A 22,120-nucleotide genomic window follows, 5' to 3' on the forward strand; every position below is an offset into this window, starting at 1 on the left:
GTGCCTACAACCACTCTATGGGAATACGCAAAGGCCACGTGCCCTAAACCACGCAGTCCACCAACACAAAATGTCGTTTACCCCGACACGCCGGAAAACAACACATTTTGTCGTTTAACCCAGCCCACCGCGGTAAATTCCACGGTGGGCTTCATACTGCGCTCTAGATATCCAGGAAGCGGACGTCCTTCGCGCGGCGGGTAATGAAGGAGCGGCGAGCCGAGACATCATCACCCATGAGGATGGAGAAGAGCTCATCGGCGCGCTGCGCGTCTTCCAGATCCACACGGCGCAGGATGCGGGTGCTCGGGTCAAGCGTGGTCTCCCACAGCTCGGCGGCGTTCATCTCGCCCAGACCCTTGTAGCGCTGGATGCCGTCATCTTTGTTGATCTTACGGTTTTGCTCCAAGCCCTCGGCCAGCAGCTTATCGCGCTCGGCGTCGGAAAAAGCATAGCCCGGAGTACCCTTAGACCACTTGAGCTTGTACAGCGGCGGGTTAGCCAGGAACACGTGGCCGTCCTCAACCAGCTGCGGCATAAAGCGGAAGAGCAGGGTCAGAAGCAGCGTGGCAATGTGCTGGCCGTCAACGTCGGCATCGGCCATGAGCACGATCTTGTCGTAGCGCAGCTTCTTGATATCGAATTCCTCGTGGATGCCGGTACCCAGCGCGGTAATAATCGCCTGAACCTCGGCATTCTTGAGGACCTTATCCATACGGGCCTTCTCCACGTTCAGGATCTTGCCGCGCAGCGGCAGGATGGCCTGGAACATGGAATCGCGGCCGCCCTTAGCGGAGCCACCTGCGGAGTCACCCTCCACGATGTAGAGCTCGGAAATCTTCGGATCCTTCGAGCGGCAATCTGCGAGCTTGCCCGGCAGGCCACCGAGGTCGGTGGCGGACTTGCGGCGCACCATCTCACGAGCCTTGCGGGCAGCCATGCGAGCATGCGCGGAGGACACAGCCTTATTAATAATGGCCTTCGCCTCAGCCGGGTTGGCATCGAACCAGTCATTGACGTGCTCGTTGACCGCGCGCTGGACAAAGCCCTTGATCTCGGAATTGCCCAGCTTGGTCTTGGTCTGGCCCTCGAACTGCGGATCGCCCACCTTGACGGAAATAACGGCCGCCAAGCCTTCGCGGCAGTCATCGCCGGAGAGGTTGCCGTCCTTTTCCTTGAGGAGCTTATGCTCCTTGGCGTAGCGGTTCATCAGGGAGGTCAGGGCCGCACGGAAGCCCTCTTCGTGCGTGCCGCCCTCGTGGGTGTTGATGGTATTGGCAAAGGTGTGAACGGACTGCTTATAGCCCTGGTTCCACTGCAGCGCTACCTCGACCTCGTGATCCTCGCCCTTCGCATCGAAGGAAACGATGGTCGGGTGGATCGCGGTCTTGGACTTATTGAGGTACTTGACGTAGTCGGTCAAGCCATCCGGGTAGTGGAAGGTTACCTTCTTGCGGCGCTTCTTATCCGCCGCAGCGTCCTTCGCCTCGCCGGATTCTTCATTAAAGGTATCGCCGGCGTCCGGGGCATCATCGAAGGACGTCTCATCCGCGCTGGTTTCGCCAGATTCTGCATCGGCGATCTCTTCCAGCTCGATCTGCTCTTCGGTGACGCGCTCATCAATGAGCTCAATGCTCAGGCCCTTATTCAGGAAGGCCATTTCCTGCAGGCGGCGGGCAATGGTGTCGTAATCGTACTCGGTAGTTTCAAAAACTTCCGGGTCCGCCCAGAAGCGGATCTTGGTGCCCGTGCCGCGGGCATTGCCGCCCTCAACGAGCTCGTCCGGGATGGCGTTCTGGAAGTTTTGGTACCAGTGCTTGCCGTCGCGCTTGATCTCCGCCTCCACGCGGGTAGAAAGCGCGTTCACCACGGAAATACCGACACCGTGCAGGCCGCCAGAAACGGCGTAGGAGTCGGAGTCGAACTTACCGCCGGCGTGCAGCTGGGTCATGACCACCTGGACGGTAGGCGCACCAGAGGCGTGCATTTCTACCGGGATGCCACGGCCATTATCGATGACCTCGACGCCGCCATCCTCCAGCAGCTTGACGGTAACCTTATCGGCGTAGCCGGCCATGGCCTCATCGACGGAGTTATCAACGATCTCCCAAATGAGGTGGTGCAGGCCGCGCGAACCGGTCGAACCAATGTACATGCCGGGGCGCTTACGGACGGCCTCGAGGCCCTCCAGGATCGTAATTGACCCGGCATCATATGCGTGTTCTTCAGCCACGGATTCGTGCTCTCCTTTTGGCTATAGCTAATTCTAAGACCTTGACTATTCTACACGGATACCCCCTACTGAAAGACACCCCACACCCGTGAGAGATAGGAATCTGGCGCGCTCTGAGGTTATTTACATTGTGCAAGTCTGAGTAAACCTCAGCCTATTAGCCGTATGTATCTTGTGATCCTTGCGGTTTGACCCACTGCCGCCCCTCGTAATTGCGCCTTTGTTTCGGCCCGTGAATCCGCAGTTCCACAATGACATCTGGGCCCAGGCGGTTAGAGATTTTCCGCAGGATTTGCCGTTGCAGGTAGCGCAACTCCGTTGCCCACGTGGAATTATCGCAGGATACGTAGACAATCTTGTCCTTAATCCGTTGCGGCTGCGTATGCGCGGCAATGCGCTCGCCCACCAGATGCTCCCAATTGCCCATCACCCAGCCATTGGCCAGGTCATGCTCCCACCCACGGTTGACTACCTCGCGGTTAATTTGGGATCCCAGGCTCGGCACGGTCAAGGTGCGCCGCTTCTTCCTGCCATCCGGGCCAGTGGGTATGCCCCGTTGATAGCCCATATACCCCTGCTTTTGCGCCTTCTCCAGCGAAGGCACCGGCATCTTCGGCACCGGACGGGTCAGCTTCGGCGGGTTTTTGGAGGTGGACCGAACCAGCTTGAAGTACTGGGTGACGGGATCGATGCGCTGCTTGCCGACGCCCCCTTGATCCTCACTCATTCCCTTCACCTTCCTCGGCGCTGAGCTTGGAGATGCGACCGGTCTCGGTATCTTCTACGCTCACGCGGTAGCGCACGATGGGTTCCAAATTTCCGGGCAAATCCTCGTCCACGGCCGCGGTGATGAGCACCTGTTCGGCCTCGGCGGCCAAGTGGACCAGCTGCTTGCGGCGCTTGGCATCGAGCTCGGCAAAGACATCATCCAAGATGAGCACCGGATCGGATCCTCCCTCCTGGCGCAGGAGGTTGAATTCCGCCAGACGCAGCGCGATGGCGTAGGACCACGTTTCGCCGTGGCTAGCAAAGCCCTTGGCCGGCTGATCACCCAGGTTGAGCACCAGATCATCGCGGTGCGGACCCACCAGGGAAATGCCGCGTTCGATCTCGCGCTGCCGGGCGGCGGCCAACTCGGTGAGCAGCACGGCCTCTAGCACCTCGCGATCGGAGGTATCGATCGTGGACTTATACTCCAAGTGCGCCGGCCGCGATTCTGGTGCCAGGCCGGAATAGGCGGCGGGGATGTGGTCCAAGAGGGCGTCGACAAGCGCAAGGCGTGCGGCGATCACCTGGGCGCCCAGCCGGGCAAGCTGCGCATCCCAGGTATCCAAGGTGGCCAACGCAGCGGCACCATCGCTATCGGAATAGCCGCGGCGCAGGCTGCCGGAGGCCGATTTCAGCAGGGCATTGCGTTGCTTGAGCACCTTGTCGTAGTCGGCCTTCACACCCGCTAGCCGCGGAGTCCGCGAGGCAATGATGCTATCGAGGTAGGCGCGGCGCCCAGCCGGCTCCCCGCGCACCAGGGCCAAGTCCTCCGGAGAGAAGAGCACAGTTTTTACCACGCCCAGCAGCTCACGGGGGCTGCGCAGGCGGGTGCGATTAATCTGTGCTTGATTGGCCGCGTGGGGCTTAATCAGCAAATGGGTAGTAAGCTCGCGGCCTTGGTTCACCGCGGTAATGGATACCCGCGCGCTATCCGCGCCCTGGCGCACCAGCGGTGCATCGTGTGAAACGCGGTGGGAAGAAAGGTGGGCGGTATAGCCAATGGCCTCGACGATATTGGTCTTGCCAAAGCCGTTGCGCCCGACAAAAAGGGTGATCCCCGGCCCTAGATGCACATTAAGTTCGGGCCACGAGCGAAAATCCCGAACATCGAGATCCCTGACGTACATTAGCCCGGCAGGCGAACCGGCATGAGCAGGTAGGTGAAGTTGGTCTCCGGCGTGGGGAAGTTGCCATCTTCATCGGCCTCAGGCAGCTCTTCCGGTTCTGGGATCATGATGGCTGGGCGCGAAGGCTCGGTAAAGCCGAAGACCACGCGGTCGGTATTGATGACGCCCAAGCCATCCTTGAGGTAGCCCGGATTGAAGGCGATGAGGAATTCATCGCGGCCATGGAATGCACACGGCAGGGTCTCGGTGGCGTTACCGGCATCCGCGCCGGCGGAAAGGGTCACCTGGCCATCGGCGAATTCCATCCGAATCTGCGCGTTGCGATCCGTCAGCAAAGAAACGCGGCGGATTGCTTCTTGCAGCGGGGCGACCTCAATGGAGGCAATATTGGTGTGATTCTTCGGCAGCAGCGGCTGCACATTAGGGAAGTCCGCATCCAGCATGCGCGTGGTGGTCTCGCGATTATCCGCGTGCAGGCCAAAGAGGCCATCGGCACCAATATTGTCATCGGTGCCCACAGCGATTTCCACTGGGATATTCAGGTGCGGATCCAAGGAACGACCGGTTTCCTGCAGGGTCTTCGCAGGCACCAAGAGCTTGGCTTCTACATCCGGCGACTTCGGCTCCCATTCCAAGGTGCGCATTGCCAGGCGGAAGCGGTCCGTTGCCGTCATCTCAATGTCCTTGCCACGGATATCCATGTGCACACCGGTGAGCATGGGCAGGGTGTCATCCTTGCCGGCCGCGGCGGCGACCTGGTGGATGGCCTCGACGAATAGCTGTGGCTGGATGGTGCCGGTAACCTCCGGCAGGACCGGAAGCTGCGGGTAATCATCCAGTGGAATCAGTGGTAGCTCAAAGCGGGAAGAGCCACAGGTAACCAGGGCCTTGGAATCTACCTGGGAGATCTCCACTTCCTTGTTGGGAAGGGAAGCGACGATGTCAGAGAGGAGCTTGCCGGCTACTGCGATCTGTCCGGGTTCATCCACCATGCCGGCGATGCGGACGCGGGTGGATACCTCGTAATCGAAGCCAGTGAACTCAAGACCATTGTCATCCGCGGTAATCAGCATCGCGCGGAGCACGGGCTGGGTGACCTTGGACGGCAGGCTGCGAGCAACCCACGCTACGGCGTTGGCAAGGTCATCTTTGGCCACGCGAAATGACACGGCTTCATCCATGGTGCGAAGAGCTCCTCTGGGGCAAGTAGGAAATTTGTTACTTACAAAAGACTGGCTTCCAACTTACCGCATCGGGCGCGGTGCGCCACAACGTGTAATTCCATCTTTGCCCGCCCGATCCGCGCCTGGCCGAAGGCAGGCCGGGCCGAATTCCACACACCCTCTTTCTTCTATACAGATCAGAGAAATAATTTAGTAGTAGTAATAAGCGCTGTGGGATCTGTGGGTAACTAGGTAAACGACAAGTTCAGGACACAGATCCGGGGTGTGCCAATTCTTGTGATCTTGCTGTGATCAATCGGGGAAAAATGTGGACAACTAACGGGATCGTCGTTTTATCCACAGGTTTTGTCATTTGATCACCGATCTACACACAGCGCTGATCACAGGGTAGTTCTCCCAGCATAGGGCCTGTGGAATTTAAAACTGTGAGTAAGATCTATGAATTACAAAGATGAAATTACACAAGTGTGAATAACGCTGTGGATAACTCTTTTCGCAGTTAAGAGAGTACTTTTCGTGGACCTTCTGGGTTCTTTGTGGAATTACACGAAGGTATAGGCGGCTGTGTGGACGGTTTGAACCAGGTTTCGGCGTCTCAGTCAAGAATCTCTGATCTGGTAGTTCTGGTCTCACCTTTAAGTAGTGCGAGCAGAATCCGCGAAGTGACAAAGGGCAGACAAAAGCGCCCTCCTTTATATAAGGAAGGCGCTTAAGGAAGGAGCTGTAGAAAAGGTGACGAGATCTAGGCGCGACCGCGATTCTTGATGCGCTGGGTAAGCGCCTGGATCTCGTCGTAGGTATTGCGCTTTTCAGTCATCTCTTTGCGGATCTTGCGATCCGCGTAAATGACGGTGGTGTGGTCCTTGCCGCCGAACTGTTCACCGATCTTGGGAAGGGATAGCTCAGTAAGTTCGCGGCACAGATACATAGCCAACTGGCGTGCATGCGCCACCGCACGCTTCTTGCCAGCGCCGCGCAGAGTCTCTACATCAATATCGAAGAATTCTGCAGTGACCTCCATGATCGAGGTAGCGGTGATTTGCCTATCGGCGGAATCTGGGGCCAAATCGCGCAACGCGATTTCTGCCATCTCCACGTTGATTGGCTCATTCACCAAGGAGGAATAGGCCGAAACGCGGATCAACGCGCCCTCGAGCTCACGAATAGATGACTCAAAACGCGAGGCAATGAGCTCAAGCACGGAGCGATCCACTTCGGTGCCGTCATTGGCCGCCTTCTTCATCAAAATCGCGATACGCGTTTCTAGATCTGGCGGCTGAATATCGGTGATAAGACCGCCTTCAAAGCGGGTGCGGAGGCGATCTTCCAGCGTGGTTAGTTGCTTCGGTGGGCGGTCCGAAGACAAAATGATCTGCTTATTGGCTTGGTGCAGCGCATTGAAAGTATGGAAGAACTCTTCCTGGGTGGATTCTTTGCCTTCCAAGAATTGGATGTCATCGACCATCAAAATGTCGAGATTGCGGTAGCGCCGCTTGAAGGATTCCTGACGGTCATCGCGCAGGGAATTAATATAGTCATTCGTGAATTCTTCCGAAGACACATACTTCACGCGCAGACCCGGGTGCAGTACTTGGGCGTAATTGCCGGCGGCATGCAAAAGGTGCGTTTTGCCCAGACCAGAGCCACCCCAGATAAATAGTGGGTTGTACGCACGTGCGGGGTTCTCGGCCACAGCTACGGCGGCACCATTGGCAAAACGATTCGAAGAACCGATCACGAAGCTATCGAAAGTGTGCTTCGGATTGAGGGAAGTCTCACGGTTGGGATCGTGCGCCGGGGCCTCGCGCGGGATGCGGGCGGAATTGGTGGCAGCACCGGAGAAATTTCCCGCGGATTCTGCCTGCTGTTGGTTATAGTGCTGGGCTAGCTCATCCAGGCTTGCAGGGGCGTGACTCGACTGCCAATTGTTCTGGGAAGGGGCCTGCTGTGCAGCGGCATCCGTCTGCTGCGGGCGCGGAATGTAGTTCTGCGTAGATTCCGTGTTCTGCGGCGGTTGCGCTTCCGGCGGTTGCTGTTGTTGAGGGGGAGTTGGCTGTGGTGCAGGGTCCACGGCCGGCGGCTGTGGCTCTTGTGGGGTGGCAAGGGTAACCGCAAAGGAACACGGCCGACCCAGGTGGCGGGTTAGTGCCTTGGCAATGTGCTCGCCCAACTCATTTTCGACCACATTTTTGGCATCCAGGTTCTCGGCGGCAACGAGGGTGTAGCCCTCAACCATCATGATGGGGCGAACCAGTTGGAGGTAAAGGCGCTGTGAGTGCGAAAAACTGGGGACCTCGGAATTGGGTTGCTCGGATTGTGCGAGCAGGTCATCAACGACCGCGCGCCAAACGGCATGCAGGTTCGCTTGTGGGTCAGTCACAACAGGCTACCTTTGTGGAATTTAGTCGGGGACGGGTGGACATTGAATAACAATTTTCACTGCGGATTCCACCGTGGTTTTCACATCGGTTTTTATCGAGTCACCTCGATCTCCACAGAGTTATCCACAGGTGTGGATTAAATAGTTATTCACAGCTTAGTTCATGACTGTGGATAACTCTTCATTGGTCAGTTTATGGCCGTACGCTGCGGAAACTGCACAAGTCTCAAGCGTTGATTTAGAGTTATCCACATGACCGGTTGGGCTGTGGAATTTGATTCTTCTGTTCTACCGCCGAAACGGCGGGTGTGTCTAGCGAGAAAAATTCACCACCCGGGAGTGGGTTGGGGTGGGTCTTACTGTGTGACGGATTAGGTGCAGTAAGAGCACAGAATCTGGCCCTCTAGCTGCAGGAAAAAACATTTATGTAATTTCGGGTGTACCCGGGTGTCGATTTGTTTCCAGCGGCAGAAATCACGTAATCTGGCATGGTCTATTGCAACGAAGAGTTGCGCGTGAAAGTGACTGCGTCACCTCGCACCGGCTGGGCCCGTCGGCTCGCCGTGCACCGGAGAGACTGTGATGCGTCAGGTTCATGGAATCTATTCATCAGTGGGCGTGCCGCTGCATCGCGGTGGTGTGCCTACGCACAACTTCAAGGAGAATTAACGTGGCAAAGGGTAAGCGCACGTTCCAGCCGAACAACCGTCGTCGTGCTCGCAAGCACGGCTTCCGCACCCGCATGAGCACCCGTGCAGGTCGCGCCATTGTTGCAGCTCGTCGCAAGAAGGGCCGCGCAAAGCTGACTGCATAAGTTATGCTTCCAGCCCAGCACAAGCTCACGTCGCCGACGCAATTTCGGCGCACGATGAAGGGCAGTCGCCGGGCGGGCACTCGTACGGTCGTCGTGCACGCGCGCGACAACGCAGGTACGGACAAGGCAGCCGATATCGCCGCCACTGGGCCGCGATTTGGGCTGATTGTTTCTAAAGCCGTCGGGAATGCAGTGGTTCGCCACCGCACCTCCCGGCGGCTTCGCCATGTGTGCATGACATTCATTCCCAAGCTGCCCGCCAGCGTGGACGTAGTCATCCGTGCCTTGCCCGCCAGCGCCACTGCTAGCAGTGAGCAATTAGAAAAAGATCTTGCCAAAGCACTGCGCAAGCAATGGGATATCTAAATTCCCGCGGGGAGGAAATTCCCCCAGCCAGAGGATTGGCCAAACCAATGGTCAAAGTGGTTCATTTCTACCAAAAACATGTCTCTGGCCTTAAGATGGTATCGACCTGTCGGTTCGAGCCGACATGCAGTGCTTATGCCCTAGAGGCGCTGTCTCAACACGGTGCAATCAAGGGTACGGCGATGGCAATAGCCAGGGTCTGCAAATGTGGCCCCTGGCATCCGGGCGGATTCGATCCGGTCCCGGGTACCAACAACAATTGAGGATTAAACACTCGTGCTTAATATCATTTACTGGCCAATTTCGGCCGTTTTGTGGTTCTGGCACTGGCTGCTGTCCCTCGTAATGGACCCTACCTGGGGCATTACCTGGATTCTGGCCATTGTGCTGCTGACCTGGACGCTTAAGGCGCTAATGGTCAAGCCGACCATCAGCCAGATTCGTTCCTCGCGCAAGATGCAGGAAATCCAGCCTAAGGTGCAGGAAATCCGCGCGAAGTACGGCAATGACCAAACCAAGGCCGCGCAGGAAATGCAGAAGGTCTACAAGGAGTCCGGCGTTCGCCCGATGGCCGGCTGCCTGCCGGTCTTCGTGCAGATTCCAATGTTCGTTGGTTTGTTCCACGTGCTGCGCTCCTTCGACCGCACCGTTGCGGTAGCCGGTGGCATTGGACATCCCAGTGGTGACCCTATGTCCGTTGAGGATAACGCCAACACCGCGAACTACATCTTTAAGCCGGACCTAGTCCAGCAGTTCTTGGATGCCAAGATCTTTGATGTTCCGCTGGTGACCAACCTGCGCTTGAACTCGCCGATTGTAGAGGGCGTAACCACTACCCAGGCAGCCGTCATCATCGTTCCGATGATCGCCGTCATTGCGGTTATGACGCACTTCAACGCCCGCATGAGCCTGAACCGCCAGGAAAAGCGCCGTGCTGCTGGCAAGACCCAAGCACCGCAGGGCCAGAACGCGGAAATGATGCAGCAGCAAATGGCCATGATGTCCAAGATGATGCTGTGGGTCATGCCAGCCATGCTGGTCTTCTCCGGCTTCATCTGGCCGATTGGTTTGCTGTTCTACATGATGGCCAATACGGTCTGGACCTTCTTCCAAACCCGCATCGTCTATGCCAAGATGGACCGCGAGGAAGAAGAAGAGGAAGCCGCTAAGGTAGAGGCCAAGCGCACTTCCGCGCCTAAGCCGGGTGCCCGCAAGAAGGACAACCGCACCAAGAAACAGCGCAAAAACAAATAAACACGGAGGAGAACCCCATCGTGTCCGAGATGGACCCGTCAGTAGTATTCGGCTCCCGCTTGCCCCTCGCGCAGGCTTACCATGATTCGCTCGCTACAGACGGGTCCACTCGTGGTTTTATAGGCCCCCGCGAGGTGCCACGCTTGTGGGACAGGCACATTATTAACTGCGCCGTCGTCAAGCAAGCAATCCCGGAGGGCGCCACGGTTATCGACGTCGGCTCGGGTGCTGGGCTGCCCGGCATTCCGCTGGCCATTGCGCGCCCGGACCTGCAGATCACCCTGATCGAGCCGCTGCTCAAGCGCTATAACTACCTCAACGAGGTCGTAGAAGAGCTGGGCCTAGACAACGTGACGGTCCTGCGTGGCCGTGCCGAGGAAGGCCCGATTAAAAAGGCCGTGGCGGGCGCAGACGTGGTCACCTCCCGCGCCGTCGCACCGCTTGGCAAGCTGGCGAAATGGTCGCTGCCGCTCGTGCGCAAGGGTGGTGAAATGATCGCGCTGAAGGGTTCTTCGGTACACGAGGAACTGGAACGCGATGCCGCTGACATTAAGAAGGCCGGCGGTGGAAAGGCCGAGGTCAGCACCATCGAGGGAACCACGATCATTCGTGTCCCGCGCGTGAACTAAAGTAGACGGCATGACTAATCCGCGCCTTATCACCATTGCTAACCAGAAAGGCGGCGTAGGCAAAACCACCTCCGCCGCCAACTTGGCCGCAGCGCTAGCCACAGAGGGCAAAAAAGTGCTGGTGATCGATCTTGACCCGCAGGGAAACGCCTCCACGGCCATGGGCGCGGAACATAATTCCGGCACCGATTCCAGCTATGAGGTGCTCCTTGGGGACTGCACCGCCGAGAAGGCCATGCAGGCTTCCTCGCACAACGAGAACCTCTTCTGCATCCCCGCCACCATTGATCTGGCTGGCGCAGAGATTGAAATGGTCTCCTTGGTGCGTCGCGAATTTCGGCTCTATGACGCCCTGCATAATGGCTTCCTTGAAGAGCATGGCTTCGAATATGTCTTCATTGATTGCCCGCCATCGCTGGGTTTGCTCACCATTAACGCGATGACCTGCGCTGAGGAGGTCATCATCCCGATTCAATGCGAGTATTACGCCCTGGAGGGCGTGGGCCAGCTGCTGGGCAATATCTCCATGATTCGCGAGCACCTCAACGAGGATCTGCATATTTCCGCCGTGCTGCTGACCATGTATGACGCCCGCACGCGCTTGGCCGAGGACGTGGCCGATAACGTCCGCGAACAGTTTGGCGCCGTGGTGCTGGCCAATGTTATCCCGCGCTCCGTGCGCGTTTCCGAGGCACCGGGGTACGGTACTACGGTTATTGATTACGCTCCCTCGTCCACCGGTGCCCGCGCCTACCTTGCGGCCGCGCGCGAGCTTGACCGGCGTGGCGATTATCGCCCGCACCCGACCACCGGGGCGATTGGCGTGAGCCCAGAGATTTACGCGGAATTGGAAGGATAGGAACTCATGGCAGAACAGAAGCAAGGTGGCCTTGGCAAAGGCCTAGCCGCACTCATCCCGTCCGGTCCTGATGCTCCTACCCGCAAGCCGCGCTTGGGCGATTCCGCCGCGGATATTATTTTGGGTAATTCCACCCCGCAGCCGGGCCGGAAGGGTGGTGAAGGCAAGCGCGTAAAGGGTGCTCCCACCATTCAGCAGGGTTCTGGCTCTAAGTCCTCCAAGAAGCGCCAGGCCACCCCGGCTCCTATCGGTGCGACCTACCGCGAGATTTCCATTGGGGATATCATCCCCAACCCGAAGCAGCCGCGCACGGTCTTCGACGAGGATGAACTCGGTGAGCTCGTCCACTCGATCCGCGAGTTTGGCCTGCTGCAGCCCGTGGTCGTCCGTCCTTCCGAGGAAGGCGGCTTTGAGCTCATCATGGGTGAGCGCCGTTGGCGCGCTTCCTCCAAGGCGGGCCTGGCCACGATTCCGGCCATCGTGCGCGATACCAAGGATGACAACCTGCTGCGCGATGCTTTGCTGGAGAACATCCACCGCGTACAGCTCAATCCCTTGGAAGAGGCACACGCCTACCAGCAGCTGCTGGAAGAATTCGGCGTTACCCAGAACGAGCTGGCGGATCGCATTGGCCGTTCGCGCCCGCAGGTGACCAATATGCTGCGCCTGCTCAAGCTGCCGGTAGAGGTACAAAAGCGCGTAGCTGCTGGTACCTTATCTGCCGGCCACGCGCGTGCGCTTTTGTCCTTGGATGACACCGAGGCCATGGAATACATTGCCAACCGCATCATCGCGGAGGGCCTGTCCGTACGCGCCACCGAGGAAGCAGTCACCCTCTACAAGCGCGATGGTAAGCCGGCAGAATCCAAGAAGAAGCAGCCGGCACCGCAGCCGCAGTACTTTACCGATTCCGCCGAGCGCCTGTCCGATCGCTTCGATACCAAGGTCACCGTGACCATGGGCAAGCGCAAGGGCAAGATGGTCGTGGAATTCGGTGACCAAGAAGATTTCGAGCGCATCATGACGCTCATCGAGGGCCAGCACTAAACTGGGGCGATGATCCTCGAGCCGGTACGCGAAGGCGCGCGCATTCACCGCCAGGCCGCGCGCAGTACCTTTTGGGAGCTGGAGGCCTCCGTGCTCGATCCCGCCTTTGAAAAAGAGGCGTGGCTGGCTACTACCCTGCTGTCTTTTGGGCAGTGCGGCTTTACCGTGGGCGAGGACGCCACCATTCTCTTTTGCTCCCGCGAGGATGCTGCCGGCGCCGCCAAGCTTCCCACCGCCCCCATTTCAGACGATGCGGAGATCATTACCTCGCTCTTCGTCAAAGCACATTTAATGGGGCGTGGCATTGAAGCAGTGCTTGTCGACGCCGCCATTATGCACCTCACTAACCGCGGCAGCACCGCCGTGGAGGCCTTTGGCTATTACGGCGATCCAGCGGAAGCGGCGGATTTCTTGGGCCACAAACCGGCCTATATCGGGCTGATGTCTTATGAGACTTTGCGCTCCGCTGGCTTTGAGGTGGCCGCGGATCACCCAGTACTCCCCCGCTTGCGGCTCGAGCTGCCGCCCGAGCACGATATGCTCAGTGCGGCAGCAGCCGAAGACCTCCTGGCCCGCGCCTTGGCCTAGATTCGAGGCCTAGGCCTGCTCGGCCTGGAGCAGCTCGGAGAACTTATAGGTGCCGGTTACCGCGGTGTCCTGCTCCATGAGGTACATGCGCTTTACGGCAATCACGATCGCCTCTGCAATGTCATCGCGGCAGGACGGGTTGGTGAGGATCTTTAAGTCCTCTGGGTTGGTCAGGTAGCCCAGTACGATCTGGATGACCGGCATCTGGGTCAAGCGCAGCAGGTCCCAGGTGCGGCCGTGGTTGCCGCAGTCCAGCAGCTCGGTGCGCGCGACAATCTCGCGCTGGATGAAACCGGATAGGGTCTCACCAATGAGTGAGGAGTTGCCGGATTCGGAACCGAAGTAGAAGGTGGCAACACCATTGGCCTTCTCATTGGGGTAAGAATCGCAGGCTAGGGAAATGACCATGTCCGCATCGAAGGCATTGGCCAGTTCGGCGCGGGACTTGACGTCCGCATCGGAGGTCCGCGGACGGGAGATGATGGTTTCCATGCCTGCGGCAATCATGCGCCCCTCGATGCGCTGGGTGAGGTCCCACAGGATTTCCTGCTCGGAAATATCACCGAAGCGACCCTTGACCAGCTGGCCGGCGTCGCCGCCGCTCAAGGCGGGATCGATGACAACGCGCTTGCCCGCCAGCTTTGGGCCGGCGTTGCGGACGCGCTCACGCTCTTGGATATTGTGGGCGGAGCCGCCGGTGATGCGGCGGCCGAGCAGTCCAAGGGCGCGGATAGTGGCGGGGCCGCACACACCATCTTCTTGCAGGCCGCAGTTGTGTTGATATTCCTTCAGCGCCGCGTGGGTATTAGTACCGAAGTGGCCGTCTACGCGCTGTTGGTAGAAGCCGAGCTCCTGCAGTTGTTGCTGGAGCTGCGAGATATCGTCACCCACCAGCTCATTCGCAGGCTCGTAGCTAAGTACGCGGCTGCCGAGCGTGTACGAGGCTTGGCGCAGTTCGCGCAGGGTGAGATCGTCGATCTCGCCCGTGGGCACGATACCGCGGGATTGCTGGAAGGCCTTGAGGACCTCAGACAAATTGGCATCAAAGCTCTTGTCGCTCTCGGAGTACTTCTGCTTCTTCCACGCAGAAAGTTCCCCCTTGAAATCTGACAAGAGGCCGAGACGGGCCAAGGTAGCGCGAGCCTCAGCTACACGCACGCTTGTATCGCCGACTCGAAGAACGCGATTCACGCCTTATACCCCTTTCACAGCCCGCTTTAGTTAGGGCCGCATTCCAGAATTTCTACACGCTTAATCTAATAGGAATTAGATTAACAGTTAAAGCTGCTTTTTCACTTGCGCCACGATGTCATCTTTAGAACGCAGACCCACAAATTCGTCTACCTTCTCGCCGTGGTTGAAAATCAGCACATTTGGGATGGACATGATCTGGAACATGGCGCCAAGGTTGCGCTCTTCATCGACGTTTACCTTGGCGATGGTGACCTGGCCGTCCAGCTCCTCCGCTACCTCTTCCAGGATCGGGGAAAGCTTCTTGCAGGGGCCACACCACTCGGCCCAGAAGTCGACGACGACGGGCTTATCGGACTCGATGACGTCCTTACGGAACGTATCGGTGGTTACTTTCTTGACATTGCTCATACTGAATTAACGGCTTTCTGCGAGGAAATGTTCCGCATCAATTGCCGCGCGGCAACCGGAGCCGGCCGCGGTAATTGCCTGCTGGTAGTGGTCATCTACCAAGTCACCGCAGGCGAAAACGCCTGGCAGAGAGGTTTTGGTGGAGGGTTGTTCAACTACAACATAGCCGTTGTCATTGAGCTTGACCTGATCATTGAGGAAGGAAGAGCGCGGATCATGGCCAATTGCTACGAACATGGCAGTGACATCCAAGGTAGAGGTCTCGCCGTTGGTGACGTCCTTGAGCTTGAGGCCGCCGACCTTGCCTTCAGCGTCAATGACCTCTTCGACGACCTTATTGGTCTCCCACTTGATCTTTTCGTTGGCCTGGGCGCGCTCCAGCATGATCTTGGAGGCGCGGTAGTTCTCGGAGCGGTTCACAATGGTGACAGAGTCCGCGAACTTGGTGAGGAAGGTAGCCTCCTCCATGGCGGAGTCTCCGCCGCCGATAACGGCAATATTGTGGCCCTTGAAGAAGAAGCCATCGCACGTAGCGCAGGTGGATACGCCGCGGCCGGAGAGTTCTTCCTCACCGGGAACGCCGAGGTGGCGCGGGGCGGCACCGGTGGCGAGGATAACGGTGCGGGCCTCAAAGAGCTCGTCACCCACGTGCAGCTTTTTAATATCGCCTTCCAGCTCTACGGAGTCAACGACTTCCATGCGCAAATCCGCACCGAAGCGGATGGCCTGGGCGCGCATTTCTTCCATGAGCTCTGGGCCCATGATGCCCTTTTGGAAGCCGGGGTAGTTTTCTACCTCGGTGGTATTCATAAGCTCGCCGCCGTACTCGAAGCCCTCGAAGACAATCGGGTTGAGCTCGGCGCGTGCCGCGTACAGCGCGGCGGTGTAACCGGCAGGGCCGGAACCTACGATGGCAACATCGTGGACGGTCATTGCTAACTCCCTTAAATCAGAGTGTGGTTTCGCGTAACGCCCTGAGTCTACCCGCCGCGCTGACAAACGTCGGTATTAGCAAACTCACCCCATGGCGGCGCGTAGGACTTCCCTCGCTCGGGCGCGACGGGATTTGATGGTGCCGGGCTTTACCCCTTGGGCAGTGGCAACTTCGCCGACGCGGAACCCGGCGACGTCGGTAAGCACCAGCGCTTCGCGCTGATCCTCCCGCAGCAGCTGCATGGCTTCTCGTACCACTAGCTGCTCCGCTAGGTTTTCGGAAGGGTTATGCGCGAGCAGCGGGTTGCGATCGTCATCAAAGTCCTCCGCATCTAATGAAGCATTTTCCCTGTTAGAGCGGTGGTTCAAGTAGTCATAGCCAGAGTTTTTCACCAGCCGGTGCAGCCAGGTCGATAGCGCAGACTCGCGGCGATAGGAGTGCAGGTTGCAGCTGGCGCGCAGGAAGGCTTCCTGGACCACATCTTGGGCATCGTGATCGTTTCTGGTGTAGCGCCGCGCTACCGTGGTCAGCCGCGTGCGGTGGCGTTCCACGATGGTGGAAAAGGCCTTATTGTCCCCCTCAATAAAAGCATCAACTAGTTCCTCGTCACTGCGGTCATGACTGAGCGTCATATGTAGATTCCCCCCGGATCAACAACTGTTATACACAGTGTGACCCGAGGGGAACTAGGGCGCGAGCGCTAGGCTGTACAGTTTATTGACCAGCCCGCACGCGGAGGGTGCGCCGCAGGTTATCGCGGCATTCCAGCAGGATACGGCGCAGCGCTCCTGGCAGCTCTCGGTGCAGCAGGCGCGTGGTGGCGGCATCGGCCTTCGGCAACTCCGGGTAGAAGCCGCGGATGAGGCGGTTAGCAATCTCAATCGGGTGCGCGGCCCAGATGTCTTCCACGCGGGAGAAGAACTCCTCCGCAAAGGCCTCCTGCAGGCTAGCTGAGCGCGGGGCATTGAAACCGGCGACCAGTGCGTCCACCTCGGCATTGGAATATGCGCCGGGCGTGAGGGCCTTATCGAACGCGGAGCGCTTGGTCTCCGGCGTGGGGAAGGCGTGGCTGGCGCCGAGGAATTCGGTAGCGCCGGTCAGCGTATTATCGCGCTGCTTTTCCTCTTCGAGCTCGGCCGGGGTTACGGCATTGCGGGCCGCGAGGGCGCGCAAGATCGACCAGCGGATTTCGGGGTCCAAGCGAAGGCCGACAATGTCACCGGAGAGCAGGGCCTTAAGGCGCGCGGTGCCGGACTCCTCCGGCGTTGCGGCGAGTGCGCGGATGGCGGCGCGAGCGAGCACAAGCTGGGCGTCCGAGGCTGGTTCGGCCTCGTCCAGATGGCCCCAGATCGCCTCGGCATAGTCGGTGCGGACCTGCTCGCGGTCGGCGTCTGCAACATAGTGTGCAATGGCAAAATTGGCATTGGCGCAGGCAGTAGCCAGCAGCGTCGTGTTGGTCTCGTAGGCTTCGTGCTTGACGACGACCCCCACATAGTCAATCGCCGACATTTCCCCATCGCGGGTGAGGTTCCACAGGGCGGTCCAGATTACCGCGCGGGTCAATTCATCCTCGATCTCGGTCAGGCGCTCACTCGCTGTGTCTAGGGAGGCCTCGTCGAAGCGGATCTTGGCGTAGGTATGGTCGGCGTCGTTAAGCAGTAGCAATGCCGGGGCCGGAAGGCCTGCCGCTTCATCGATGATGGTGCGGGTGGTGCCATCGCCGGCGGGGAGATCGATGTCGATCTCGCGGTACTTGTGCAGGGATGTATCAAAGAGCGAAGCGGTCAGGCGGTGCGGTCGGGTGACGTCCTCGGCGTCTGCACTGATGGCCAGCTCCGCAATTTTCTCGCCTTCGGTGTGCAACTCCGGGGTGAGGGTATCCGGGCCCCAGGTGCGCAGCCAGGCCTGCGACCAGGCATCAAGATCGCGGTCCGTGTGCTTCTTGAGCGCCTGCAGGAGGTCATCAAAGGTGGCGGCGGCAAAGGCGTGCTCTTGGAAGTAGTCGCGCGCCCCGGCGTAGAAATTATCGCGGCCGACGTAGTGCACCAGTTGCTTGAGCACCGCCGCTCCCTTGGCATAGGTGATGCCATCGAAGTTCTGGCGTGCGGCATCCACGTCCGGGATCTCCGCCTTGATGGGGTGCGTGGTAGGCAGCTGATCCTGCAGGTAGGCCCAATTTTTACGGGCGCCGGCAAAATTGGCCCAAGCCTCGGCGTAGTCGGTGCCGTGCACGGAAGAATCCGCGCCCATGAACTCCGCGAAAGATTCCTTAAGCCATAGATCATCCCACCACTGCGGAGTGACCAGATCACCGAACCACATATGGGACATCTCGTGCAGAATGGTATTTGCACGGCCGGCGTGCTGCGCGCGGGTAGCGCGGGAGCGGAAGATGTAGTTCTCCGTAAACGTCACCAGGCCGGGATTTTCCATCGCGCCGAGGTTGTATTCGGGTACAAAGATGGAATCGTACTTGCCCCACGGATAGGGATAGCCAAAGTTCTGGTGGAAAAAGTCCATGCCTTGGGCGGTAAGTTCTAGGATTTCCTCGTCCAGGTGCTCAAACATGGATGCGCGCGCAAAGGCGCGCAGCTGTGCCGAGTGGCTGCCATCCGGGGCGGTCCAGGTGCGCTCTTGGTACTGGTAGGGGCCGGCGGCGAAAGAAGTCAGGTAGGTCGACAGCGGCGGGGTCGGCGCAAAAGTAACGGTGGCGAGCTCCCCCTCCTCGTGGCGTTCGACTTCCGGTTGGTTGGAAAGGATCTGCCACTGCTTCGGTGCGGTCATGCGCACGTGGAAGACGGCCTTGAGATCCGGCTGCTCCAGGCAGGGGAAGATGCGGCGGGCGTCGGAAGGCTCGAGGTGTGAATACAGGTAGGTCGCGTCATCGGCCTGATCGTGCATCCGATGCAGACCCTGGCCGGTGCGCGAATAGCGCGAGTGGCCGGTGACTTCGATGGCGAGCTCCTCGCCTACCGGCAGGCCGTGCAGCCGGATGATGCTGCCATCAAAGTCCACTTCCTGCGGGGTGCCATTGACCTTGACCTCCGCGACGGATTCGCCCAGGTAATCCAGAAAAAGCTCGGATTCGCTGCTGCTGAGTTCGAGGCGGGTAGTCACGCGGTAGGTGGGGCTATCGAGTACCTCCGAAAGATCGAGGTGGAGGTGATAGGCGCGCAGGTCCACCGCCGCCGCGCGTTCTTGGAGCAACTCGTGCTGCGTCTTATTTTGTGGTGCGGTCATGTCTACGAACTATAGTTACCGCCGTCACGTAGGGTGCGGGGTTGGGGTCCTAAGCTCCGCTGGCTTCTAGGAGCAAAATACCCAGCGGGTTTCGGAGCCCCGCTGTGGACCAGTTGGATTAGTTTTTGCCGTCTCACACTCTTCACGTGGCGCAAGATGTCAGTGACCATCAGCAAGCGTCACACCACACTGAGGGATGCAACCTATGGAAACCGTCAAACGATAACACCACACTCACCACTTTCTGTAAACATAAGGCCTAGACCCCACTAGACGCGTGTAAAACAATGCTAGGAACGGCCCTATTTACAGGAAATATTCTGCTCCAAAGCGGCGTAACAATAGGGTGTACCCCAGGTGCCCCTACCAGCGCCCGCAGTTGAAGGCTTCACCTACCAAATGGTAAAGTTAGCTATATGCGAACCAGTCAGCGCTCCGAGATCCTGGAAGCTGCCCTCCGCGTCATGAACGCAGCGGAGGGTGGCGACATTACCCTTGACGCAGTGGCCCACGAGGCCGGGCTCACCAAACCGGGATTGCTATATCACTTCCGCAACCGCGACGTACTGCTCGCCGCGATCGTCGACCACGCTGCGGCCAACGTCGAGAACGACATGACTGCCACCCTTGGCAAGCCCCTCGAGAACGCCAACGCCACCGAGCGGCTCCTGAGCTACGTTCACGTCGCCGCCCACGGGGCCGCCAAGCGCGCCGAGTTCATCATCTGGGGCCAAGCGACGTATCGGCCCGAACTCACCGAACCGTGGACTACGCGGATGGGCCGCTGGCTCGAACTCCCGGACGATCTCGACGCCGCCACCCGAGCCAGGCTGACCACCGCCCGACTCGCCGCCGACGGACTCTGGGGCGCCCAGGCCACAGGTGTGTCCACCCTCCACGGCGCGGATCTCGAAGCCGTCGTCTCCAGCATTCGCTCCCTGATCGAAGGAACAACCCCATGAAGCAGTGGTTCCTGCTCGCTGGCGCCATCACTACCGAAGTGGCGGCGACGCTGTCTCTCAAGGCGGCGCTCAATCACCCATCCTGGTACATCGTGGTTGCTGCCGGATACATCGGCGCTTTCGTCTTCCTCACCTTCTGCCTGCGCGAAGGAATGCAGATCGGCGTCGCCTATGGCATCTGGGGAGCCAGCGGGGTCGTGCTCGCCGCCGTGCTATCCGCCGCGATTTTCGGTGAACCTCTGACCGCTGTGATGGGTCTTGGAATGGTTGCGATCATCAGCGGTGTCCTCACCGTCGAACTCGGCTCCCAGAAAGCTCAGCAAACCGCAGCCCAGGAAGCAGGAGTCAACTCATGAGATGGATCTTCCTCGCAGGCGCCATCTTGTCCGAAGTCGTCGCGACCATGTCGCTACGAGCCTCCGACGGTGGCCGGGTGAAGAAATGGTTCATCGGCGTCATCGCGGGGTATCTCGTGGCGTTCGTCGCCTTAAGTCTCGCCTTGGCCGACGGCATGGCCCTTGGCGTCGCCTACGGCATCTGGGCAGCATCCGGCGTAGCTCTCACCGCGATCCTCGCCCGGGTCATCTTCCACGAACCCCTCACCCGAACCATGGCCCTCGGCATCCTCCTCATCGCCGTCGGAGTTCTCACCGTTGAACTCGGCGCCAACTTGGCGAACTGACGCATTTCCGCAGGTAAACCAGGCAGATTGGTGTGCTGCACCACGAGGCGCACAGACAAAGGCTCCCCAATGAGCGCCTGTGGGCCTAGCGTTGTGGATGTGATCACCTGTGTCGTCCACTACACCATCGACCCCGACCAGATCGCAGCCTTTGAACAGTTCGCCCGCGCTTGGATGCGGCATGTCGACGAACACGGCGGCACCCACCACGGGTACTACCTACCCGCGGAAGGTGTGAGTGACCGTGCGGAATCCCTGTTCAGCTTCCCCAGCCTGGCTGCCTACGAGCAGTACCGCACCTTGTTCGGCACCCACTCGGACTTCATCGCCGCTGACCGGATTCGAGACGAGTCCGAGTGCGTCCTGCGGTACGAGCGCACCTTCATGCGGCCGCTCCTACCCCAGGGACACTGAAAGGGACTCCGGCAGCACGCTCGGCACAACCCACAACGCCGCAGGTCAGCGCGTACAGATGGGTGTACCGTTTTAGCCATAGTGAAGACTCATGCAATTTAACTAAAGTTATGCAGCCTAGTGAAATACGGAGTGTGAATTATGGCGGAAACGTGGAGTTCAGAAATTTTTTACCAGGAGATACGCCATTTACTAAAGAGGTATTTTCCCTCAGAAAATTGTGTGTCTCCCGATGATGTCGAAGTACGAGCTACCTGGAAAACGTCCAAGTACGCATATTGCGTATTTTCAGTTAAATCCGCGCAAGGACTTGCATATGTTGGCATGGAATTTGCGCTGATTCCACGACACACTCTTGAATCGGGTGAAAGCTACTCATCAGAGGGGAGAACCGCTGTTACGGGGTGGGGAGATCAGTTGGCAGGAAATGCTGTTGCCCCGTATTTAGATTACGGTTCCGACGATAAGATTGAATGGATTGGTGGCGAGAGAGACTACGATCCGAAGCATTTTACGGAACTAAAAAAATGAAAAGCGAAGGGGCAGATATTTATCTACCCCTAGCCACTCACAACTAGTCAGACAGACTAGCCCCTTCGTCTTTTAGTCGATATTGTGTTCCAAGTTAAACCACCGAGGAGCTACGTCACTACCACCATTGGAACCACGCAGCGGGAAAAGTGTCTTCAACCCACGGGTCTCTTGCGCACCTTCAATGTGAATAGTAGTTTCTACTATTCCCCGAAGTTCAAATGATCTTCCAGATCCAACCTTTTTTCCATCATTAGTGCGGACAGCTGGTGCTGTTGCAAAGTTGGGGCAGTAGAAAGACCGGCGTGAAATAATCAGAGCCATGGGCATCTTCTCCGGTCGGCATTTCCCCCGTGACATCATCCTGTGGGCGGTGCGGTGGTATTGCCGCTACGGCGTGAGCTACCGCGACCTCGAAGAAATGATGACCGAGCGGGGTGTGCCAGTCGATCACACCACGATCTACCGCTGGGTGCAGAAATACGCCCCTGAGCTGGATAAGCACA

General features: G+C 58.7%; 23 protein-coding genes and 1 pseudogene. 14 read left to right on the plus strand and 10 right to left on the minus strand.

Features of this window, described 5'->3' with window-relative positions; translation table 11 throughout:
- Positions 1–163 precede the first annotated feature (163 nt).
- From gyrB to dnaA, 5 genes are all read right to left on the minus strand, one after another.
- The gene (gyrB, locus tag MHK00_RS10950; protein WP_005325988.1) at positions 164–2,233 is read right to left on the minus strand and encodes a DNA topoisomerase (ATP-hydrolyzing) subunit B; all 2,070 of its coding nucleotides are present in this window, start codon (positions 2,231–2,233) and stop codon (positions 164–166) included.
- A gap of 157 nt (positions 2,234–2,390) precedes the next feature.
- Positions 2,391–2,960: a DciA family protein gene (locus tag MHK00_RS10955; RefSeq protein WP_250411822.1), complete on the minus strand. Its 570-nt coding sequence runs from the start codon at positions 2,958–2,960 to the stop codon at positions 2,391–2,393.
- Positions 2,953–4,128 (minus strand): DNA replication/repair protein RecF, encoded by a 1,176-nt coding sequence (gene recF, locus MHK00_RS10960; RefSeq protein WP_250411825.1) that lies wholly within the window; start codon positions 4,126–4,128, stop codon positions 2,953–2,955. The genes MHK00_RS10955 and recF overlap by 8 nt, the downstream gene beginning before the upstream one ends.
- Positions 4,128–5,309: a DNA polymerase III subunit beta gene (gene dnaN / locus MHK00_RS10965; RefSeq protein WP_005325994.1), complete on the minus strand. Its 1,182-nt coding sequence runs from the start codon at positions 5,307–5,309 to the stop codon at positions 4,128–4,130. The genes recF and dnaN overlap by 1 nt, the downstream gene beginning before the upstream one ends.
- A gap of 745 nt (positions 5,310–6,054) precedes the next feature.
- The gene (dnaA, locus tag MHK00_RS10970; protein ID WP_250411826.1) at positions 6,055–7,692 is read right to left on the minus strand and encodes a chromosomal replication initiator protein DnaA; all 1,638 of its coding nucleotides are present in this window, start codon (positions 7,690–7,692) and stop codon (positions 6,055–6,057) included.
- A 670-nt stretch (positions 7,693–8,362) separates the two neighbouring features.
- Between dnaA and rpmH the strand changes: the two genes are divergently transcribed.
- From rpmH to MHK00_RS11010, 8 genes are read left to right on the plus strand one after another with little or no spacing between them, the layout of a single operon-like run.
- Positions 8,363–8,506: a 50S ribosomal protein L34 gene (gene rpmH / locus MHK00_RS10975; protein WP_003847033.1), complete on the plus strand. Its 144-nt coding sequence runs from the start codon at positions 8,363–8,365 to the stop codon at positions 8,504–8,506.
- 3 nt (positions 8,507–8,509) lie between these two features.
- Positions 8,510–8,872 carry a ribonuclease P protein component gene (gene rnpA / locus MHK00_RS10980; RefSeq protein ID WP_005326013.1) on the plus strand — a complete coding sequence of 121 codons (363 nt, stop codon included), beginning with the start codon at positions 8,510–8,512 and terminating at the stop codon, positions 8,870–8,872.
- A 47-nt stretch (positions 8,873–8,919) separates the two neighbouring features.
- Positions 8,920–9,135 (plus strand): membrane protein insertion efficiency factor YidD, encoded by a 216-nt coding sequence (gene yidD / locus MHK00_RS10985; protein WP_250411828.1) that lies wholly within the window; start codon positions 8,920–8,922, stop codon positions 9,133–9,135.
- A 13-nt stretch (positions 9,136–9,148) separates the two neighbouring features.
- Positions 9,149–10,126 (plus strand): membrane protein insertase YidC, encoded by a 978-nt coding sequence (gene yidC / locus MHK00_RS10990; protein ID WP_239279041.1) that lies wholly within the window; start codon positions 9,149–9,151, stop codon positions 10,124–10,126.
- A gap of 29 nt (positions 10,127–10,155) precedes the next feature.
- Entirely contained in the window at positions 10,156–10,755 is a 600-nt protein-coding gene (gene rsmG / locus MHK00_RS10995; RefSeq protein WP_040425466.1) for a 16S rRNA (guanine(527)-N(7))-methyltransferase RsmG, read from the plus strand.
- A gap of 10 nt (positions 10,756–10,765) precedes the next feature.
- Positions 10,766–11,614, plus strand: coding sequence for a ParA family protein (locus MHK00_RS11000; protein WP_049359071.1), 849 nt, complete (start codon positions 10,766–10,768; stop codon positions 11,612–11,614).
- A 6-nt stretch (positions 11,615–11,620) separates the two neighbouring features.
- Positions 11,621–12,661 carry a ParB/RepB/Spo0J family partition protein gene (locus MHK00_RS11005; protein ID WP_250411830.1) on the plus strand — a complete coding sequence of 347 codons (1,041 nt, stop codon included), beginning with the start codon at positions 11,621–11,623 and terminating at the stop codon, positions 12,659–12,661.
- Positions 12,662–12,670: 9 nt separating this feature from the next.
- Positions 12,671–13,249 (plus strand): 2-methylaconitate cis-trans isomerase PrpF family protein, encoded by a 579-nt coding sequence (locus tag MHK00_RS11010; protein WP_250411831.1) that lies wholly within the window; start codon positions 12,671–12,673, stop codon positions 13,247–13,249.
- A 9-nt stretch (positions 13,250–13,258) separates the two neighbouring features.
- Here MHK00_RS11010 and MHK00_RS11015 read toward each other — a convergent pair whose 3' ends face one another.
- From MHK00_RS11015 to pepN, 5 genes are all read right to left on the minus strand, one after another.
- Complete coding sequence (locus MHK00_RS11015) at positions 13,259–14,440, minus strand: N-acetylmuramoyl-L-alanine amidase (protein WP_250411833.1); 1,182 nt, start codon at positions 14,438–14,440, stop codon at positions 13,259–13,261.
- An 87-nt stretch (positions 14,441–14,527) separates the two neighbouring features.
- Positions 14,528–14,851 carry a thioredoxin gene (gene trxA, locus MHK00_RS11020; RefSeq protein WP_049359078.1) on the minus strand — a complete coding sequence of 108 codons (324 nt, stop codon included), beginning with the start codon at positions 14,849–14,851 and terminating at the stop codon, positions 14,528–14,530.
- A gap of 6 nt (positions 14,852–14,857) precedes the next feature.
- Positions 14,858–15,784: a thioredoxin-disulfide reductase gene (trxB, locus tag MHK00_RS11025; protein WP_250411835.1), complete on the minus strand. Its 927-nt coding sequence runs from the start codon at positions 15,782–15,784 to the stop codon at positions 14,858–14,860.
- Positions 15,785–15,868: 84 nt separating this feature from the next.
- The gene (locus MHK00_RS11030; RefSeq protein ID WP_005326023.1) at positions 15,869–16,417 is read right to left on the minus strand and encodes an RNA polymerase sigma factor; all 549 of its coding nucleotides are present in this window, start codon (positions 16,415–16,417) and stop codon (positions 15,869–15,871) included.
- Between the two features lie 82 nt (positions 16,418–16,499).
- Positions 16,500–19,025 (minus strand): aminopeptidase N, encoded by a 2,526-nt coding sequence (gene pepN / locus MHK00_RS11035; protein ID WP_250411837.1) that lies wholly within the window; start codon positions 19,023–19,025, stop codon positions 16,500–16,502.
- Between the two features lie 416 nt (positions 19,026–19,441).
- On the opposite strand from pepN, the gene MHK00_RS11040 reads away from it, so the two are divergent.
- From MHK00_RS11040 to MHK00_RS11065, 6 genes and pseudogenes are all read left to right on the plus strand, one after another.
- The gene (locus tag MHK00_RS11040) at positions 19,442–19,987 is read left to right on the plus strand and encodes a TetR/AcrR family transcriptional regulator (protein ID WP_034666346.1); all 546 of its coding nucleotides are present in this window, start codon (positions 19,442–19,444) and stop codon (positions 19,985–19,987) included.
- Entirely contained in the window at positions 19,984–20,343 is a 360-nt protein-coding gene (locus tag MHK00_RS11045; protein WP_003849971.1) for a DMT family transporter, read from the plus strand. Before MHK00_RS11040 ends, MHK00_RS11045 begins: the two co-directional genes overlap by 4 nt.
- Positions 20,340–20,669 carry a DMT family transporter gene (locus MHK00_RS11050; RefSeq protein ID WP_003849969.1) on the plus strand — a complete coding sequence of 110 codons (330 nt, stop codon included), beginning with the start codon at positions 20,340–20,342 and terminating at the stop codon, positions 20,667–20,669. Before MHK00_RS11045 ends, MHK00_RS11050 begins: the two co-directional genes overlap by 4 nt.
- 99 nt (positions 20,670–20,768) lie before the next feature.
- On the plus strand, positions 20,769–21,083 hold the full coding sequence (locus MHK00_RS11055; protein WP_174232238.1) for an NIPSNAP family protein: 315 nt from the start codon (positions 20,769–20,771) through the stop codon (positions 21,081–21,083).
- Between the two features lie 141 nt (positions 21,084–21,224).
- Positions 21,225–21,614: a hypothetical protein gene (locus MHK00_RS11060; RefSeq protein WP_153246219.1), complete on the plus strand. Its 390-nt coding sequence runs from the start codon at positions 21,225–21,227 to the stop codon at positions 21,612–21,614.
- Between the two features lie 322 nt (positions 21,615–21,936).
- Positions 21,937–22,120: pseudogene (locus MHK00_RS11065) on the plus strand (IS6 family transposase); the annotation flags it as partial.

Origin of the sequence: Corynebacterium tuberculostearicum (assembly GCF_022347385.1) — a bacterium.
GTDB classification, from domain to species: Bacteria; Actinomycetota; Actinomycetes; order Mycobacteriales; family Mycobacteriaceae; genus Corynebacterium; species Corynebacterium tuberculostearicum_M.

What these genes read in the sequence shown, in the direction of transcription:
- MHK00_RS10955 (WP_250411822.1), bottom strand. Translation starts at nt 2,960, where the DNA reads ATGAGTGAGGATCAAGGGGGCGTCGGCAAGCAGCGCATCGATCCCGTC.
- recF (WP_250411825.1), bottom strand. Translation starts at nt 4,128, where the DNA reads ATGTACGTCAGGGATCTCGATGTTCGGGATTTTCGCTCGTGGCCCGAA.
- dnaN (WP_005325994.1), bottom strand. Translation starts at nt 5,309, where the DNA reads ATGGATGAAGCCGTGTCATTTCGCGTGGCCAAAGATGACCTTGCCAAC.
- rnpA (WP_005326013.1), top strand. Translation starts at nt 8,510, where the DNA reads ATGCTTCCAGCCCAGCACAAGCTCACGTCGCCGACGCAATTTCGGCGC.
- yidD (WP_250411828.1), top strand. Translation starts at nt 8,920, where the DNA reads ATGGTCAAAGTGGTTCATTTCTACCAAAAACATGTCTCTGGCCTTAAG.
- rsmG (WP_040425466.1), top strand. Translation starts at nt 10,156, where the DNA reads ATGGACCCGTCAGTAGTATTCGGCTCCCGCTTGCCCCTCGCGCAGGCT.
- MHK00_RS11000 (WP_049359071.1), top strand. Translation starts at nt 10,766, where the DNA reads ATGACTAATCCGCGCCTTATCACCATTGCTAACCAGAAAGGCGGCGTA.
- MHK00_RS11005 (WP_250411830.1), top strand. Translation starts at nt 11,621, where the DNA reads ATGGCAGAACAGAAGCAAGGTGGCCTTGGCAAAGGCCTAGCCGCACTC.
- MHK00_RS11010 (WP_250411831.1), top strand. Translation starts at nt 12,671, where the DNA reads ATGATCCTCGAGCCGGTACGCGAAGGCGCGCGCATTCACCGCCAGGCC.
- trxA (WP_049359078.1), bottom strand. Translation starts at nt 14,851, where the DNA reads ATGAGCAATGTCAAGAAAGTAACCACCGATACGTTCCGTAAGGACGTC.
- trxB (WP_250411835.1), bottom strand. Translation starts at nt 15,784, where the DNA reads ATGACCGTCCACGATGTTGCCATCGTAGGTTCCGGCCCTGCCGGTTAC.
- MHK00_RS11030 (WP_005326023.1), bottom strand. Translation starts at nt 16,417, where the DNA reads ATGACGCTCAGTCATGACCGCAGTGACGAGGAACTAGTTGATGCTTTT.
- pepN (WP_250411837.1), bottom strand. Translation starts at nt 19,025, where the DNA reads ATGACCGCACCACAAAATAAGACGCAGCACGAGTTGCTCCAAGAACGC.
- MHK00_RS11040 (WP_034666346.1), top strand. Translation starts at nt 19,442, where the DNA reads ATGCGAACCAGTCAGCGCTCCGAGATCCTGGAAGCTGCCCTCCGCGTC.
- MHK00_RS11045 (WP_003849971.1), top strand. Translation starts at nt 19,984, where the DNA reads ATGAAGCAGTGGTTCCTGCTCGCTGGCGCCATCACTACCGAAGTGGCG.
- MHK00_RS11050 (WP_003849969.1), top strand. Translation starts at nt 20,340, where the DNA reads ATGAGATGGATCTTCCTCGCAGGCGCCATCTTGTCCGAAGTCGTCGCG.
- MHK00_RS11060 (WP_153246219.1), top strand. Translation starts at nt 21,225, where the DNA reads ATGGCGGAAACGTGGAGTTCAGAAATTTTTTACCAGGAGATACGCCAT.